The organism is Janibacter sp. GXQ6167 (genome assembly GCF_041365945.1).
GTDB lineage: Bacteria > Actinomycetota > Actinomycetes > Actinomycetales > Dermatophilaceae > JBGFSK01.
Window position 1 is genome coordinate 199,018 of record NZ_JBGFSK010000001.1, and the last position, 14,811, is coordinate 213,828.

Below are 14,811 nucleotides of genomic sequence, written 5' to 3' on the forward strand. Positions count from 1 at the left end.
ACCCGCAGCCGTCCCCCGCGGTCACCCGCCGGGACGAGTCCGGCAGGTCAGGTCCAGGTGAGGGCGCGCGCGGGGCAGAGGCGGATCGCCGCTTGGCCCTCGGGCCCGAGCGCCTCAGCCGAGCGGCGGTGCAGGATCGGGTAACCCCATTCGTCGAGGGTGACCTGATCCGGGAGCAGGTGTGCGCAAACTCCGTGGCCGGTGCAACGCGTCGGGTCGATGGTCAAGGTGAGCGAGCGTCGGGTCGGGTGATGGGCCATCATCGGTCTCCTCTGCGGCGGGGCGGACGATAGGAGCAGACCCCTCGAAGGTGGTCGCTGACGTGTTCGGAATGGACCGCTAGCGCCGAACTGACGTGGCCCGACACCCCATCAGGGAATCGGCACGCGCCGCGCCCTGGGAGCCACCCCAACCGGCGCCCGAGGCGCTGCGCGAGACCGCGGTCGACCTTCCGGCGGGCCAGGGCGGAGACATCGGCGGCGACAGCCGGCACGCCGAATAGGCACGGCCCGCACTGTCCGGCGCTCTCGCCAGCCGCGTAACCGACCCATTCATCGAGCACCTCGAGCGGGCAGCGGTGTGGGTCGATCGCCCACAGAATGCCGGCGCCCGTGCGAATCCCGAAGGGGGCGAGCGCGCGGCTGCTCCACGGCAGGTTGCGCTCCGCGCTCGTCCACGGCATCCATCGCCCCCCGAGGCCGTTGAGTGCCAGCGAGGACACCCCGGGCCAAGTGCCGCCAGCCGTCTCCAAAAGGGAGGCGAGGCGGGCGCCGGACTCCGTTTCGAGGACGAGCGGGTGCCCCCTTCCGACGGCGCCGCCGACGGTCACGAGGCGCGGACCGGGCTCCTCGGGGGTGCCGAAGGAGCGGTACCAGCGCACCCCCTTCGTCGCGATTTGGTAGGCGCGCCAGACGGTTTCGGCATTGAGGACCAGGGTCGCGGGGACCTTCGATCCGTCCGCTCGCCGCGCACCCGAGGTGATCGGTGCCGTGCGAGACAACGGTCGGGCGAGCCCACCCGAGGCGAGGGACAGCAGGGCCGACTCTTCGGATGAGACGTACCGGTGCGGGACCTCGAGGACGCGAACGCCCGCGGTGGTCAGTCGTCGGGCGGTCTCGCTGCCGCGATGGGCGGCGAAGCGAACCCGTGGGGAGATTAGGGCAGCGCCGGCGACTAGTTCCTCCAGGTGATGAGCGACGACCCAGGCATCCTTGGCCGCGCCCAGTTCCCCGTCGCAGGCGTTGACGATCAACGGGGCGCGAGTGTGGGCCGCCGCGCGGAGCTTGGTCGCGGTCGAGAAGGCGGCGCCACCTCGACCGGTGAGCCCGGCGTCGTCGAGAAGGTCCGCGAGAGCGTCCCCGGCAGGGAGATAGCCCGGCGACCGGTGGGGGATCGTTGCGGTCATGTCCACTCCTCGCGGGCGATCTGACGGGGGAGGCGGGTTTGAGCCGGTGTCGCCGATAACCGCCAGACGATGGCGGCGACCCCGGCCGCGCCGCACAACACGGTCACTCCGCGGAGCAGGGGCTGGTCGGCGGTACCGAGGAACCAGCCGTGGGCGAGCGCGATCGGCCACAAGGCATAAGCCGCCAGGTGCACGGTCCGCCAGGCGCGTTCGGGGAGGCGGTGCCGGAGCAGCGAGGTCACCACCAGCGCGACGATCAGGTCGACCGCGATCGTGCCGAGCCCCACGAAGAGCGGCTCATAGCCTGAGGTGAAGGGGACGATGGCCGCGATCCAGTCGATGTCGACGTAGGTCTCAGCGATCGCGGTCGCGACGTGTGCGCCGAGGAAGGCGACCAACCCGAGCGCGAGACTGCGGTGCAAGCCAGTGATCACCGCCGAGGAGAGGGCGGCCGGTCGCCGGCGTCCGGACATCACCATCCCGAGGACCAAGACGACGGTCAGCAAGACCATGCTCACGGTGCCGGTCGCGCGCGAGACGTACCAAAGGATCTCGTTCATCGCCGGGGCTCCGATCGGGGTGCGAAGGGGGTCGCGCCGGCCTCATCGGTCGGCCAGCCGGAGGTCGTGATCACCCGTCCGTCGTGGTGCTGGAGGCGTGCCGGCAGGCCCCGCTCGCTCAACCATGCGGGAGCAGCCGAGCCGAGGATGATCGCAGCGGTGGAGGCGGTGTTGGCGAGGAGCGCTGATCGCGCCGAGACGGTCACCATCTCCCACACCGCGTCTGCGCTGCGCCCGGTCCGTGGGTCGATGATGTGGTGCGCTTCGCCCCCTTCGATGGCCCAGCGGCGCACCGCGGTCGAACTCGTCGCGAACCCCTGACCGGTCCCGAGCACCGTGGCCCGCCGACGTCCGGAGCCATCCACGACCGCGATGACCCAGCCGCCGTGGGGGAGTTCGCCGCTGCTCGCGAGGTCGCCTCCGAGATCGACGAGGAATCCTCCGCCCAGGCGATCGGCCAAGGTGCTCGCGATCCGATCGGCCGCGTAGGCCTTGGCGGTCGCGCCGAGGTCGATCAAGGTCCCCGCCGGCATCGTGAGGGAGTTGTCGAGCAGGTCGAGATCGCGCCAGGTCGCGTGAGCGGTGAGCACGGGCATCGTCCGCGCCGGACCGATCCAAGCGATCGGGTCACTTCCGAGACTCACCGCGGGGGCGGCCGCTGAGGTGCTTCGGGCTGGGTAGGAGGTCCGCGACCGGACGACATCGATGTCGTCGGTATACCCGGCCTCGAGCAGCGCCTGCCCGATCGTTGGGTTGACGAGCCCGCCGGTGAGTTCGGCTGCGGTCAGCGCCGCGCGGAGGTACTCGGCCAGAAGGGGGGAGAGCGTGGTGGTTCCTGGCCCTCCGGGAGCGGGTGGGGACACCTCTGCGAGCCGGCTGACCTCGCTGTCGGTGCGGAAGCGGGAGGCCGCGAGATCCAGTGCGGCGAGTTCGGCGCGGGTCAGGGCGACCGCGGCGTCGAGGGCTTCGGGATCGGTGGCAACGACACGGCATCGGGTGCCGATCGCGCGGAACTCGCGCCAGGTCGGGCGTTCGGTGAGCAGGGTCATGACGCTCGGGTCGTTCCCTGCGCGCTCGAGGACCCCGAACCGGACTGGACAGAGGGCGCGGTGCCCCAGTCATTGCTGCCCGCGGAATCGTCCGAGAACTTTTCGGAGGATTCGGACTCCGAATCGGACTCTTCTCCGGTCACGGTGCCGCCGGTGCCGGTCGTCGCCTCCGAGGTGGTGCTGGAACTCGCCGCACCTGTGGACTGGTGGTCGGCCAGGTAAACCGCGACTCCTGCGGCAGTCACCGTGGCCGCGCTGATCGCGCTCGCCGTCCAGACGGTGATCGCTCGGCTCGCTCGTGTGCTCATGTCCGCCACCTTCGTCTGCGTGACTGTGCGTTACCTATGACGCTGGTGTGGGTTCCTTCTCAGTCGAGCAGGCCGCGAGGGGGAAGGGGTGGACTCGTCACGGATGGAACATGTCCGCCCATGTCGCCGGCACCCCGGCGGTCGTCCGGCAAGAGGTCCCGATGCCAAAAAAGGTTCCCGGCGAGTAAGGAGTACCCCTTTTCGGGTAGTCGCGGGCCCACAATTGCCAGACAATTGCCGCCGATGTGTCTTGGCGTCCTTCACAAGAGGCCGTCGGGACGTGACGCCCCGAGACGACGGAGCCCCATGAGTTTGACCAACGACGATCTGCGCACCTCCGCCGACGAGCCCTCCGAGGCAGTGGATGCCTTCGGTCTCGAGCCTGGAAGCGGCTCGAGCCGCACCATTCGCGCACCCTGGCACACCTCGTCTGTCCCCCTGCTTCGTGATGCGGTAAGCGACGACCTCCGCGCTCGGGGGGTCAAGAGGGAGGTCATCGACGAGGCCGAACTCGTGGTCTCCGAACTGGTCACCAACTCCCTGCGCCATGCGACCCCGCTCACCGGCGACGTGGTACGCGTGCACTGGAAGGCCCGCGGCGATTGCGTCGAGGTCGAGGTGACCGATGGCGGCGGTGCCACCGAACCACGCCCGGTCCCGGAAGCGGCCTGGCGCACCTCCGGACGCGGGCTGCGGATCGTGCGCAGACTCGCTCACGAGTGGGGCGTCAACCGCCGTGACCGCCAAGTGACGGTGTGGGCTGCCCTCGGTGGCCCGTCCCGCAGGCGCGTCGGCGGCTGACGCGATCGGGCGTTCGATCGGCCGCGGGGGAACAATCCCTTCCGCTGGTGTCGTTAGTGCTGGCACGACCGACCGGCAAGCGGATGGAGCACCTGGCATGACCCCCTTCCCCACGCCCGGAATCTCCTGGAGCGACCACTCCGGCTCCCCGCAGTTCCGCGCAGGCCGCTTCCGCAACGCGCGAGAACAGCAGCCGGTCGCACGGACCGAGTCGGGGCTGAAGCTCGGCTGGGATTTCCTCTTCAACAAGCCGGCGACCACCACGCCCGATGGGCCGTTGCCGCTTCACCGGCTCACCCGCGCCGAGCTGGACGCGACCCCCGCGCCGAGCCTTTATCGCCTCGGGCATTCGAGCGTCCTGATCCGGCTTCGTAGCGGGTGGTGGCTCACCGATCCGGTCTTTTCGTTACGGGCCTCACCGGTCCAGTTCGCAGGACCAAAGCGCTTCCATCCGGTGCCGATCACCGCGGCCGAGTTGCCCCCGTTGGCGGGCATTGTCCTCTCCCACGATCACTACGACCATCTCGACAAGGCGACGATCACCGAGTTGGCGCCGAAGACCGGTGTCTTCCTGACGCCGCTCGGGGTCGGTGACCGGCTGATCGACTGGGGCGTCCCGCGCGCGCAGGTGCGACAGCTGGACTGGTGGGAAGAAGCCGAGGTCGATGGGGTGCGGCTCATTGCGACGCCGGCGCAGCACTTCTCCGGCCGCACGCTGAGCGATAGCAATCGCACACTCTGGGCCTCCTGGGTCATCGACGAGGGCGACCTGCGCCTCTTCTTCAGCGGCGACACCGGGTACCACGACGGCTTCGCCGAGATCGGGCGGCGCCTCGGCCCCTTCGATCTGACGATGATGGAAACCGGCGCGTACAGCGATAACTGGCCCTTCGTCCACATGCACCCACGAGAGACCGTCCAAGCCCATCTCGACCTCGGCGGACGCTGGTTACTCCCCATCCATAACGGCACCTTCGACCTCGCGATGCATCCGTGGGATGACCCCTTCGAGCAGGTGCTCGCGTACGCCGCGCCGCACGACATCGAGGTGACCACTCCGGTCTTCGGCGATCGGCTGGATCTCACGGCTCCGCATCCCGGCGAACGATGGTGGCGCACCGTCGGCACCTCGACTGCCGAGACCGCGGGCGACCGGCGCTAAGACCGCGGGACCCTCAAACGGGCGATCGCGCGTCGATAGCGGTCCGCGCGGCCCTCTCGCCTACGCTGACCGCCATGGGTAAGGCATCTCGACGTAAGAAGGACGCGCGCGCGCCCAAGGTCGCTCCCGCTCCGTATGTGGCTCGCCCCTTCGAGGGTCTGCCGAGCGAGACGGATTGGGTCGCGGCCCACGAGATCCTGCCCGCCGCGACCGCCGAACTCACCCTGGCCGCAGACCGCGTGCCGGAAGGGGGTCCGGCCACGGTCACGCTCGCGACCGTGTTGCCGATGGCCTGGGCGGCCCTGCGCCGCGACACCGGTGAGGTCCTGATCGCCTGCCAGTCGGGGACCACGAGCGGTGACGCGAGCCGCGATCTCGCTCAGGCAATGCTCGCTGCCTTGGACGCCGAGCCGGGCCATCCGATCCCCACCGTCCCGCCAGCAACCCGGGACACCCCTCGCCTTCAGGACCTCCTCGACACCGACGCCCCCTTCGAGTTGACGGTCCACGAGGGCTTTGACTTCTGGGTGGGCGAGCAGGACCTCGATGGTGAGGCCCGTGAGTCGCTCGAGCGGGCCAACGAGTCGACGATCCCGACGGTGCGCCTCGACGGCCTCACCTCCGCCTTCTGGGCGCAGATCGGCGAGCGCACCTATATCCGCACGGTGCTCGCCGAGGATGAGGACGACGCCACCAACGCGCTCGCGCGCCTCCTCGCCGCTGGCGAGTCCACCATTGGTGACGACACCCGGCTCCTCGGCGCCTTCCGCGCGGGCGGCCTGCTCGTCCCGGTCTGGGAGGTCCCTGCCGGGAGTGAACCCGAGAGCCATGTCGCTCCGCTCACCGAGCTGCTCGCCCGGTACGAGACCGCGCTCGCCGCGACCGAACCGCTGAGCGCCGACGAACGACGCGCACGCTCGGGTCTGCTGTCGCGCCAAGTCACCCTGCGCTGAGTGGGAAGGGGGGACGTGGAACTGCCGAAGGGCGATCCGCCGTGCGTCGCTGCGATCATCCCGGCGAAGGATGAGGCCGACCGGGTCGCCGCGACGATCGCCGCGGTCGCATCGCTACCCCACGTGGACCTCGTCATCGTGGTCGACGACGGCTCGAGCGATGACACGCCGCGCGTAGCCGCCGCTGCAGGAGCGATCGTGGTGCGCCACGCGACGAACCAGGGCAAGTCGACCGCCCTCGCGACCGGGGTCGCGCGACTCGTCGAGGAGGAGCGCCAGCGCGGTCTGCTCCCCCACCTGCTCCTCTTCGTCGACGCTGACCTCCAGGGGACCGCGGCCAATCTCGAGCCGCTGATCGACGTCGTGCGTGCGGGGCGCGCCGACCTCGCCGTCGCAAACATCCCCCGGCACTCGTCCTCCCACGGCGCCGGTCGCGTCGTGCGCCTCGCTCGCGGCCAGATCATGGCGATGACCGGATGCGAAATCGCCCAGCCGCTGAACGGCATGCGCTGCCTGACCCGCGCCGCTTTCGAGGCGGCGACCCCGCTCGCGCCGGGCTGGGGTGTCGAGGCCGCCATGCTCGTCGACGTCCTGCGAGCGGGCCTGCGGGTGCGCGAAGTCCCGGTGCGTTTCGAGCACCGGGCGAGTGGCGCGAACTGGTCTGGGCGGATGCACCGCGCCCGGCAGCTGCGCGATGTCTCCCGCGCGATGGCCGAGCGGCGCTTCCGGTCGTGAGGCGCGACCCGGTCCGCGTGGGGCTGCTGAGCGCTGCCTTCGCGTGCCTGGTCCTCGTCGGGATCGCCGGACCCTCGGTCGCCTTACCGCCTCTGCCCGGCGACGGGTTCGCCCCGCCTCACCTGCCCTGGACCGTCCACCCCTGGCTCATCATCGCGCTCCAGGTCGCCGGATATGTGCTCGGAGCAGCCGGGCTATGGCGCGGCTACCGCTACCCCTCGGCTCTGGGCTTGCGGGCCTGGCATCTCGCGGTCATCGCGATCGTCCTGCTGATGACCGCCCCCTTCGGCACCGCGGATCACACCAACTACGCCGCCTACGGCCGGATCCTCGCCCTGGGCGGCGATCCGTGGGCGGGCTCGCCGCTGGCGTATGGCCCCGACCCCGTGATCGCCGCGATCCAGCCGCCCTGGCAGGACACCGCGAACCTCTATGGCCCGATCGCGACGGCGCTCATGGGACTGGGTGGTCTGATCGGCGGCGACGACACCCGCCAGATCGTCTGGGTCTGGCAGGCGATCGTCGTCGCGGCCTGGCTCGGTGTGCGTGAACTCCTCCGCCGGGTCGCCGACACCGAGTCAGTCGACCTCTGGTGGACGACCAACATCCTCGTCCTCGGCGCGGGTGTCCTCGGGGCCCACGTCGACACGATCGCGGTCCTGGCGATCGCCGCTGCCCTCGTCGCGGCCGCCCGGCATCGTCCTCTGCTCGCCGGTCTCGCCGTCGGGGCGGCCGCGAGCACCAAAGTGACCTCCGGAGTCATCGGAGTGGCCCTGATCATCGGGTGGTTCGTCGTCCGACGGGCGAAGGGGGAGACACCGCCAGACCTACCCTCGGCCGGCCGGTGGATCGGTTCGCTCGTCGGCGGCGCGGCGCTCGTCGCCATCCCCGCGCACCTCTGGGCCGGGCGCTATGTTTTCGACCGCCTCATCGAGGCGAGCGGCGGGGTCTCTTATGCCACCCCGTGGCGGGCGCTCTATACCGGACTGGGCTTCGTCATGGACGAGTCGGTGGCCCGAACCATCGCCTCGAGGGGGTCGGCGGTGGTCTGCGTGCTGCTCGCCTGGTGGTTGTGGAAGCTCACCGAGCCGCTCCTTGACCAGGCCTCGTTGCTCGCCCAGTCGGCGCGCGCCCTCTTCGTCCTCTTCGTCGCCTACGCCCTCGGCTCTGCCTACGTCCTGCCTTGGTATGAGCTCCCCCAGTGGGCGGCGCTCGCGGTGATCGCGGCCGTCGCAGCGCGCGACGGGGGGCACCTCTGGCGGGTGCTGATCGCGGTCCTCATCGCGCGCGGGTTGGTCTTAGCGCTCGCCTACGTCCCGGGCCGGGTGACGCTCCCGCACGATGTCGAAGTGGTGACCTTGGGTTTTCGCATGGTGGCCTCGCCGCTCGTGACCGTCGTCGCGTGGGTAGTGATCGGCGTCCTCTTCGCCCGAGCGCGCCGCGAGCGTCAGGAGTCGGTGACCGCCTGATCGGTGGTGGGCGAAGCGGACGGCGTGCGGCGCTCGACCTCGTGGCCGGCGACGATCGCGATGACCGCCGGGATCAGGACCATCGCAGCGGCCGGTGGGATGGCGGTGCCCGAGTCGTTGAGCGCGAAGCCAAGGACGAGCGCCACCATCGTCGCGATGAGCCCAGGGCGCAGCGTGGGATAGGCGGCCCAGACTCGATCCGGCGATGCGTCATCCCCCTTCGGCGCCCGCGCGAGATACCAGATCGCCGCGACCAGCCCTACTGGGACGAGCAGCGTGATGGGTTCGGGCCCGAAGAGCATCGCGAGGTTGGCGTCGAGTTTGCGCCAGATCACGCCCCCGGCTTCGCCCGAGAGGAGGTCCCCGAAGAAGCGGCCGAGGTGGGTCTGGCTCTCCTCGGGTCGGAGGTGGTCCAGTCCCGCGACGATCAGGAAGGCCGCCGCCCCAGCGAGGCCGAGCAGCGCGGCCCGTAGCCAGGTGACCCGGATGCCGCCGACGGCGAGGACGAGATACCCGACGGCCGGCACGAGGGCGAGCGCCGACCCGCCGTCCGCACCGAGCTGCGGCGCGCCCGCGATGATCACCCCGAGGCCCCCGATCACGGCGGCGATGATCATCGGCCGACGTCGGTGGTGGCGCGCGGCGTGGGTCAGCAGGATCAGGACGAGGAAGAGGGAGACGGCAAAGATCGCGAAGGGGACGTTGCCGAACCCGCGGAAGCGGCCACCGTCGAGCGAGTGCAGGCCGAGGGTGCTCATGAAGATCCGGTCATCCCAGGGCTCGCTCGAGCCGTAGCGGATCAGCGGGGAGGTGAGGGCGAGGAGGGTGAGCGCGGCGACGATCGCGGGCCGTAGGACCCACCACTGCGTGCCGGTGAGCCGCGCGAAACCCATCGCCGCCAGGGCCATCAGCAGCGTCCAACCGGCGAGCCCGAGCGCGAGATGCCCGTGTTCCCACCACGGGAAACTCGTCACCCAGTAGAGCCCGAGCGGGATCGCGGAGACGAAGAGCGTGACATTGCGGATGGTGTGCAGGAGTCGCACTCGGCGGGTCGGGTCACGGCGCGAGCGCAGCCAGAGGACCACGCCGAGCGCGACCAGAGCGACCATGAGCGCGCCGTAGGTGACGAAGAAGGGGAGCATCACCGCCTCCCCGGCGCGCAACTCGCCATCACCATCGACCAAGACCTGGCGACGATCGGCGAAGGAGCCTGACGCGGTCTTGGTCGTCAGCTCTCGACCGATGACCTCGGCCGGGCGATCGCGGCCGGCGTGGGCCAGGGCGGTCGCCGTCACATCGCTCGTCTGGGCGAGGCCCACGCGACCCGTCGACCCGGAGGCCAGCCAGCCCGCCCGGAAGCCCTCGCCGCGAACCATCACCGCCCGCAACCCGGGCTCCGCGCCGTCATCGGAGAGGCCAGCAACGATGACGATCGCGTCCTGCGGCACGTCCTTAAGCGCGGCCTCGACTCGCTCGTCGACCGCGCTCAGTTGCTCGGTCCGAGCCGGAACCGCAGCGGCCCGCCCGGTGAGGGACTGCGGATCGATGACCGCCCCGCCGTCGATGACGGTGATCGGCTCCTGACCCGATTCCGTCGTGAGGAGCCACCCCCGGGGGTCGGTCGACGTGACCGAGTCGAGAGTCAATCGGTCTGGAGCGCATCGCGGTTCGAGGCGAGGGTCGCCTTGTTGGTCCGGGCTCTGCGGACGAGGAAGGGCGCTGCGTACCCCGGTCCCGAGGGTGAGCCAGCCATCGGCCGGGCAGGTCCGCAAGTGCGCGGCCCGCGTGACGAGTGCTCCGATCGCGCTCTGCTCGGCGAGCCGCCAAAGCGCCGGCGTCCCGTCCGTGGTGATGTCCTCCCACGCCAACCCGGGCACGCCGATCACGACCACGGGTCGGGGGGTGATCGGCGCGGCCTCGGCGCGGGCAGGCCCGGCGCCGAAGGCGAGCGTGAGCACGGCGAGCAGGGCGATGACCAGTGAGCGGCCCGGGCGACCAAGGGTGCGAGTCCCCCTTCGTCCCCCTTCGCCACGGCTGCGCACCCGCTCAGGTTACCGGCGCCGATGACGCACAATGGAGCGGTGACCCGACCCGACGCGAAGCACTGGCTGATCGCCGTCGTCGTCCTCGCCGCCGGGTTGGCGAGCCCGATCTTCACCTTCTTGATCGACGCGCCGCCGGATCAGTGGCAGGTCGATGTGCAGGTCTATCGCGAAGCCGGGATCTCGGTGCTTCAGGGCCGACCGATCTACGAGCAGATGACCGAGCCGCCGCAACTCCTCCCCTTCACCTACCCACCGCTCGCGGCGCTGCTCTTCGTCCCGCTCGCGCTCGTCCCCTTCTGGCTGGCGGCGCTGGGGTGGAATGTCGCCCAGGTGCTCGCGAACATCGGGATCGTCGTCATCGCCTGGCATCTGTTGATCCGGCGGGTCGGTCCGTGGTGGCCGGTCGTCGCAGCGGCGATCGTCGGGGCCTTCATGCTCACCCAGCCGGTCGCCGACGGGATTCGCTTCGCGCAGATCAACGCCTTCCTCGTGCTCGCCTGCCTGGTCGACCTGAAGCGGCCCCGGATGCGCATCCTGCGCTCGCTGCCGCCGGGCGTGCTGGTCGGGCTCGCCATGGCGATCAAGCTGACGCCGGGCGTCTTCGTCATCCACTACCTGGTCTGTCGCCGATGGCGTGAGGCCGCGACCGCGATCGGGACCGCGGCCTTCGCCTCGATCATGGCCTGGCTCGTGCTGCCGACGGCATCCTTCGCGTTCTGGGGTGGGGCGTTGCAAGACCCCAACCGCCTTGGACCGAACGACGGCTCCGCCAACCAGGCCTTCCGCGCCCTGCTCTTGCGCCGTGGCCTCGACGGCACCGAACTGCTCATCGCGTGGGCGCCGTATCTGCTGGTCATCGGCGGTATCGGGTTCTGGCTCGCGCGTCGTGCCTACCAGCGTGGGGATTGGCTGAGCGAGGTCGCGATGGTGGGGCTGCTCGGGTTCCTCCTATCGCCGGTCTCGTGGATGCACCACCTGCACTGGATCATGGTGATCGTCCCGGCGATCCTCGGGCCGACCCTCGCCCGGTCCTGGCGGCAGGTCCTCGCGGACGGGAGTTGGCGACGCTGGCTCGCGGCGCTCGTCGTCTGGGGCTGGTTCACCATCTCGATCCCCTTCAGCGGCGTGCTGTGGTTGCGCTACAACCGTGAGCCGCGCGAGATCGGCCACCTCCTGATCGAGGGCAATGTCCTTGGGAGCCTCATCGTCTTCGTGCTCCTCGGGTGGGCGATCCTTCGGCCAGTGCGGCCAGATGGTGAGCCACCGGGGCACCACCCGGCGGCTCGGGAGAAGATCGCCGCATGACGCGTTACGGCTACCTCGGTCCCGCGGGGACCTTCACCCAGATGGCCCTCGACGCTTGGCGCCCTTCGGCTGGCCAACCCACCGAGGCCTTTGGGTCGGTCGACGCCGCTCTCGCCGCCTTGCGGGGGCGCGATATCGACGCTGCGGTCGTCCCGATCGAGAATTCCGTCGAAGGGGGCGTGAGCGCGACCCTCGATGCGCTCGCCACCGGCGACCCGCTGATCGTGACCGGCGAGGTCCTCATCCCCATCACCTTCGTCCTCGCGACGCGCCCGGGAGTCTCGCTGGGAGATATCCGCGCGATCGGATCGCACTCACATGCCTGGGCTCAGGTCCGGGCGTGGGCCGGGGCGACCGTGCCCTCGGCGACCTACGTCGCGACCCTGTCGACGGCAGCGGCGGCAGCCGACCTCGCCGCCGGGGCGGCGGTCTACGAAGCGGCAGTGTGTGCCCCGGCCGCCGCCGAACTCCACGGCCTCGAGGTCCTCGCGAGCGATATCGGGGACCGGTCCGGGGCCGTGACCCGGTTCGTCGTCGTCTCTCGGCCCGAGTGGCTCCCTACCCCGACCGGTCGCGACAAGACGACCGTCGTGCTCTACCAGCGCTCCGACCGTGCCGGGGGGCTGCTCGAACTCCTCGAGCAGTTCTCCGCCCGCGGGATCAACATGACCCGGCTCGAGTCGCGTCCGACCAAGGAGTCGATGGGCTCGTACTGCTTCTCGATCGACTTCGAAGGGCATGTGCGCGATGAGCGGGTCGGCGAGGCGCTGATGAGCCTGAAGCGGGTCTGCGCCGAGGTGCGCTTCCTCGGGTCGTATCCCGCGGCGAACGGTCAGGCCGCGACGATCGACCCGCTCGCGACCGATGCCAGCTTCGCCGACGCGCGCTCCTGGCTGAGCGAGTTGCGCCACCTCGGCGACTGATCGCTAGCGCCGCGCTGGCTCGGTGAGCGCCAGGTGCGTGCTGGCGAAGGCGGTGATCTCGGCGAGGGCCTGCTCGGACTCCGGGAGCCTGCGATCGCTCATGAAGGAGTGCCAGAGCCCCTCCCAGATCCGCAGCTCGACGTCGGTCCCGGCGTCGTGCATCCGCCACCAGATGCGGACGACATCGGAGAGGAAGAGGTCGCGGGTGCCGGTGGTGAGCATGACGGGCGGCAGACCCCCTTCCCAGGTGGCGTGGACCGGCGAGGCCAGCGGGTCGGTCGGTGACGCGGCCCCGAGATACGCGCGGGCGAAGATGTCCTGCTGGCCCTTCCAGCGGATGTAGGCGTCGCGCCCTTCGTTCGCGCGGTAACTGTCACCGCTGCCGGTGAGATCCCCCCACGGGGTGCAGGCGAGGACCGCCGCGGGAAGGGGGGTCGCGTGAGGTTCGGCGAGTAGACGCTGGAGGACGCCGAGGGCGAGGTTGCCACCGGCGGAGACCCCGGCGAGCAGGACGCGCGGGCCGCGCTCGGCGACCAGGGCGCGGTACGCCGCGACGCACTCATCGATCGCGACGGGGAAGCGGGCTTCGGGCGAGAGGGTGTACTCGATGGAGGCGACCTCCACGCCGAGCGCGCCAGCGAGCTGCATCGCCGTCGAATCCCGCGCCGTCCCCCAGCAGAAGCTGCCGCCGTGGATGTAGAAAACCCACGGCTCACCCCCTTCGGCCGAGCCCTGCCAGTCGAAGCGTTGGGAGCGGATCAGGAGGTAGGGGGTGCCGCCAGCGACGCGGTCCTCGGTCGTCACAGCGAGTTCGCGCTGGGTGAGGGCGAGGGCCCGGTCACGGTCGGCGCGTCCCCGCCCGCGGTTCCATTTCGTGAGCCACGGGGTCATCGGCCACCGGTGCCGCTTGTTCATCGCCTGGCTCGCGGCGACGCCCGCTTCGGGGCTCACGGTCGGGGGCAACTCGGCGCGACGAGACCGGCGAAGAGGCATACCCCGACCCTACGACCGACCTGACTTTGCTTAAGCAGCGCCTAGGTGCTCACCCTCGAGCATGAGCATCGAGGACGTGCTTAAGCAAAGTTAAGAAGGGTCGGGGTGCGTGGCGCGGAGGTGGGTGGTGACCCAGGAGTTGATTTCACCCCAGCGCTCGTCGAGCCAGGCGTCGATCTCGTCCGGATCGGTCGGGATGTCTTCGCGGCGGAAGGTCCGCCCGCGCACGAGGAGGCGATTGCTCGTGAAGGGGATGGCGCGCCAGATGTCGAAGGGGGACGCGAGGAGTTCGAGCCCGGTGTGGGCGACGACGAGGACATCGGCATCGGGCTGGGCAGCGAGGATCGAGCGCACCCCGCGAGGGCGCGGCGGCAGGACGTACTCGCGCTCGACGGCCTGGGCTGCCCGTTCGGTCTCGCCCCGCTCGGTCAGCCGCGCGACCTCATCGGCGTGCCGCTTCGGGGTCCAGTTCTTGCCCTCGGGGAAGATCAGCAGCGCGTCCTTGGTGTTGAGCGATGCAGCGAGGTCGGTCACCCCCTTCGTCCGGTCATCACCGGCGCCGGAGCGGGAGGGGACGAAGTAGGCCTCGAGACGTTCGAGGAGTTTGGCAACGCCGGGATCCCAGAGGAGTTTGGCCGCGAGGACGACGCGGGGGATGCGGCGAGCCTCAGAGGTGAGGAGCCAGGCGAGGGCCAGCGAGTCAGCGGGCCCGGCGTGCCGAGCGAGGACGACAAGCGGGCGATCCGGGCGCCCGTAATCGATCTCGCCGTCGATATCGACGTGGAAGCCGATCCACCGGCGCGCCGAGCGCATGACGTTGTCGAGGGTGTCGACGAGGAGCTGCTCGTGGTCCTCGATCGAGTGCGCCCGGCCCCGAAGGCGCAAGGCCCAGCACTGGACGACGAGGCCTACGTCCTCCCACAAGAACACCACCGCGAGGATCAAGACCCGCCCGACGCGGAAGTGCCGATCGAGCGGCCAGATCAGCACCGCGATGGGCGCGAGGAGGACGGCGACGGCGGTGGCGAAGACCGCGAAGACCGGGTAGATGGCTTGGAGGATCAGGCGCAGCCAGCGCGGTGGCGCGGGGATCTGCATCCGTC

15 protein-coding genes are annotated in these 14,811 nt (G+C 70.4%); 7 read left to right on the top strand and 8 right to left on the bottom strand.

The features are described from left to right. Window positions 1-47: 47 nt before the first annotated feature. Genes AB8K43_RS00905 through AB8K43_RS00925 form a run of 5 tightly spaced genes read right to left on the bottom strand, consistent with a single transcriptional unit; the run spans window position 48 to window position 3,322 of the window. On the bottom strand, window positions 48-260 hold the full coding sequence (locus tag AB8K43_RS00905) for a ferredoxin (RefSeq protein WP_370890427.1): 213 nt from the start codon (window positions 258-260) through the stop codon (window positions 48-50). Further along, window positions 260-1,405 carry an NADH-ubiquinone oxidoreductase-F iron-sulfur binding region domain-containing protein gene (locus tag AB8K43_RS00910; RefSeq protein WP_370890429.1) on the bottom strand — a complete coding sequence of 382 codons (1,146 nt, stop codon included), beginning with the start codon at window positions 1,403-1,405 and terminating at the stop codon, window positions 260-262. The genes AB8K43_RS00905 and AB8K43_RS00910 overlap by 1 nt, the downstream gene beginning before the upstream one ends. Beyond that, window positions 1,402-1,965, bottom strand: a complete 564-nt coding sequence (locus AB8K43_RS00915) for a ferric reductase-like transmembrane domain-containing protein (RefSeq protein WP_370890431.1) — start codon at window positions 1,963-1,965, stop codon at window positions 1,402-1,404. Before AB8K43_RS00915 ends, AB8K43_RS00910 begins: the two co-directional genes overlap by 4 nt. Then, the gene (locus AB8K43_RS00920) at window positions 1,962-3,014 is read right to left on the bottom strand and encodes an FAD:protein FMN transferase (RefSeq protein ID WP_370890433.1); all 1,053 of its coding nucleotides are present in this window, start codon (window positions 3,012-3,014) and stop codon (window positions 1,962-1,964) included. The genes AB8K43_RS00915 and AB8K43_RS00920 overlap by 4 nt, the downstream gene beginning before the upstream one ends. Next, window positions 3,011-3,322 carry a hypothetical protein gene (locus AB8K43_RS00925; protein WP_370890435.1) on the bottom strand — a complete coding sequence of 104 codons (312 nt, stop codon included), beginning with the start codon at window positions 3,320-3,322 and terminating at the stop codon, window positions 3,011-3,013. Before AB8K43_RS00925 ends, AB8K43_RS00920 begins: the two co-directional genes overlap by 4 nt. Before the next feature lie 306 nt (window positions 3,323-3,628). On the opposite strand from AB8K43_RS00925, the gene AB8K43_RS00930 reads away from it, so the two are divergent. From AB8K43_RS00930 to AB8K43_RS00950, 5 genes are all read left to right on the top strand, one after another. Then, on the top strand, window positions 3,629-4,123 hold the full coding sequence (locus tag AB8K43_RS00930; RefSeq protein ID WP_370890437.1) for an ATP-binding protein: 495 nt from the start codon (window positions 3,629-3,631) through the stop codon (window positions 4,121-4,123). Window positions 4,124-4,220: 97 nt separating this feature from the next. After that, window positions 4,221-5,285 (top strand): MBL fold metallo-hydrolase, encoded by a 1,065-nt coding sequence (locus tag AB8K43_RS00935; protein ID WP_370890439.1) that lies wholly within the window; start codon window positions 4,221-4,223, stop codon window positions 5,283-5,285. A gap of 74 nt (window positions 5,286-5,359) precedes the next feature. Then, the gene (locus AB8K43_RS00940) at window positions 5,360-6,238 is read left to right on the top strand and encodes a DUF5926 family protein (protein WP_370890441.1); all 879 of its coding nucleotides are present in this window, start codon (window positions 5,360-5,362) and stop codon (window positions 6,236-6,238) included. A gap of 15 nt (window positions 6,239-6,253) precedes the next feature. After that, window positions 6,254-6,973, top strand: a complete 720-nt coding sequence (locus AB8K43_RS00945; protein WP_370890443.1) for a glycosyltransferase family 2 protein — start codon at window positions 6,254-6,256, stop codon at window positions 6,971-6,973. Next, entirely contained in the window at window positions 6,970-8,442 is a 1,473-nt protein-coding gene (locus AB8K43_RS00950; RefSeq protein ID WP_370890444.1) for a glycosyltransferase 87 family protein, read from the top strand. Before AB8K43_RS00945 ends, AB8K43_RS00950 begins: the two co-directional genes overlap by 4 nt. Here the strand turns inward: AB8K43_RS00950 and AB8K43_RS00955 are convergent. Next, the gene (locus AB8K43_RS00955; RefSeq protein ID WP_370890446.1) at window positions 8,421-10,484 is read right to left on the bottom strand and encodes a hypothetical protein; all 2,064 of its coding nucleotides are present in this window, start codon (window positions 10,482-10,484) and stop codon (window positions 8,421-8,423) included. The two genes, AB8K43_RS00950 and AB8K43_RS00955, sit on opposite strands and share 22 nt — an antisense overlap. A gap of 39 nt (window positions 10,485-10,523) precedes the next feature. Between AB8K43_RS00955 and AB8K43_RS00960 the strand changes: the two genes are divergently transcribed. Next, complete coding sequence (locus AB8K43_RS00960) at window positions 10,524-11,792, top strand: glycosyltransferase 87 family protein (RefSeq protein ID WP_370890448.1); 1,269 nt, start codon at window positions 10,524-10,526, stop codon at window positions 11,790-11,792. Next, window positions 11,789-12,715: a prephenate dehydratase gene (gene pheA / locus AB8K43_RS00965; RefSeq protein WP_370890450.1), complete on the top strand. Its 927-nt coding sequence runs from the start codon at window positions 11,789-11,791 to the stop codon at window positions 12,713-12,715. The genes AB8K43_RS00960 and pheA overlap by 4 nt, the downstream gene beginning before the upstream one ends. Window positions 12,716-12,718: 3 nt before the next feature. On the opposite strand, the gene AB8K43_RS00970 is transcribed toward pheA, so the two are convergent. Continuing rightward, window positions 12,719-13,708 (bottom strand): alpha/beta hydrolase, encoded by a 990-nt coding sequence (locus tag AB8K43_RS00970; RefSeq protein ID WP_370890452.1) that lies wholly within the window; start codon window positions 13,706-13,708, stop codon window positions 12,719-12,721. A gap of 90 nt (window positions 13,709-13,798) precedes the next feature. Continuing rightward, on the bottom strand, window positions 13,799-14,806 hold the full coding sequence (locus AB8K43_RS00975; protein WP_370890454.1) for a 1-acyl-sn-glycerol-3-phosphate acyltransferase: 1,008 nt from the start codon (window positions 14,804-14,806) through the stop codon (window positions 13,799-13,801). Window positions 14,807-14,811: the final 5 nt, after the last annotated feature.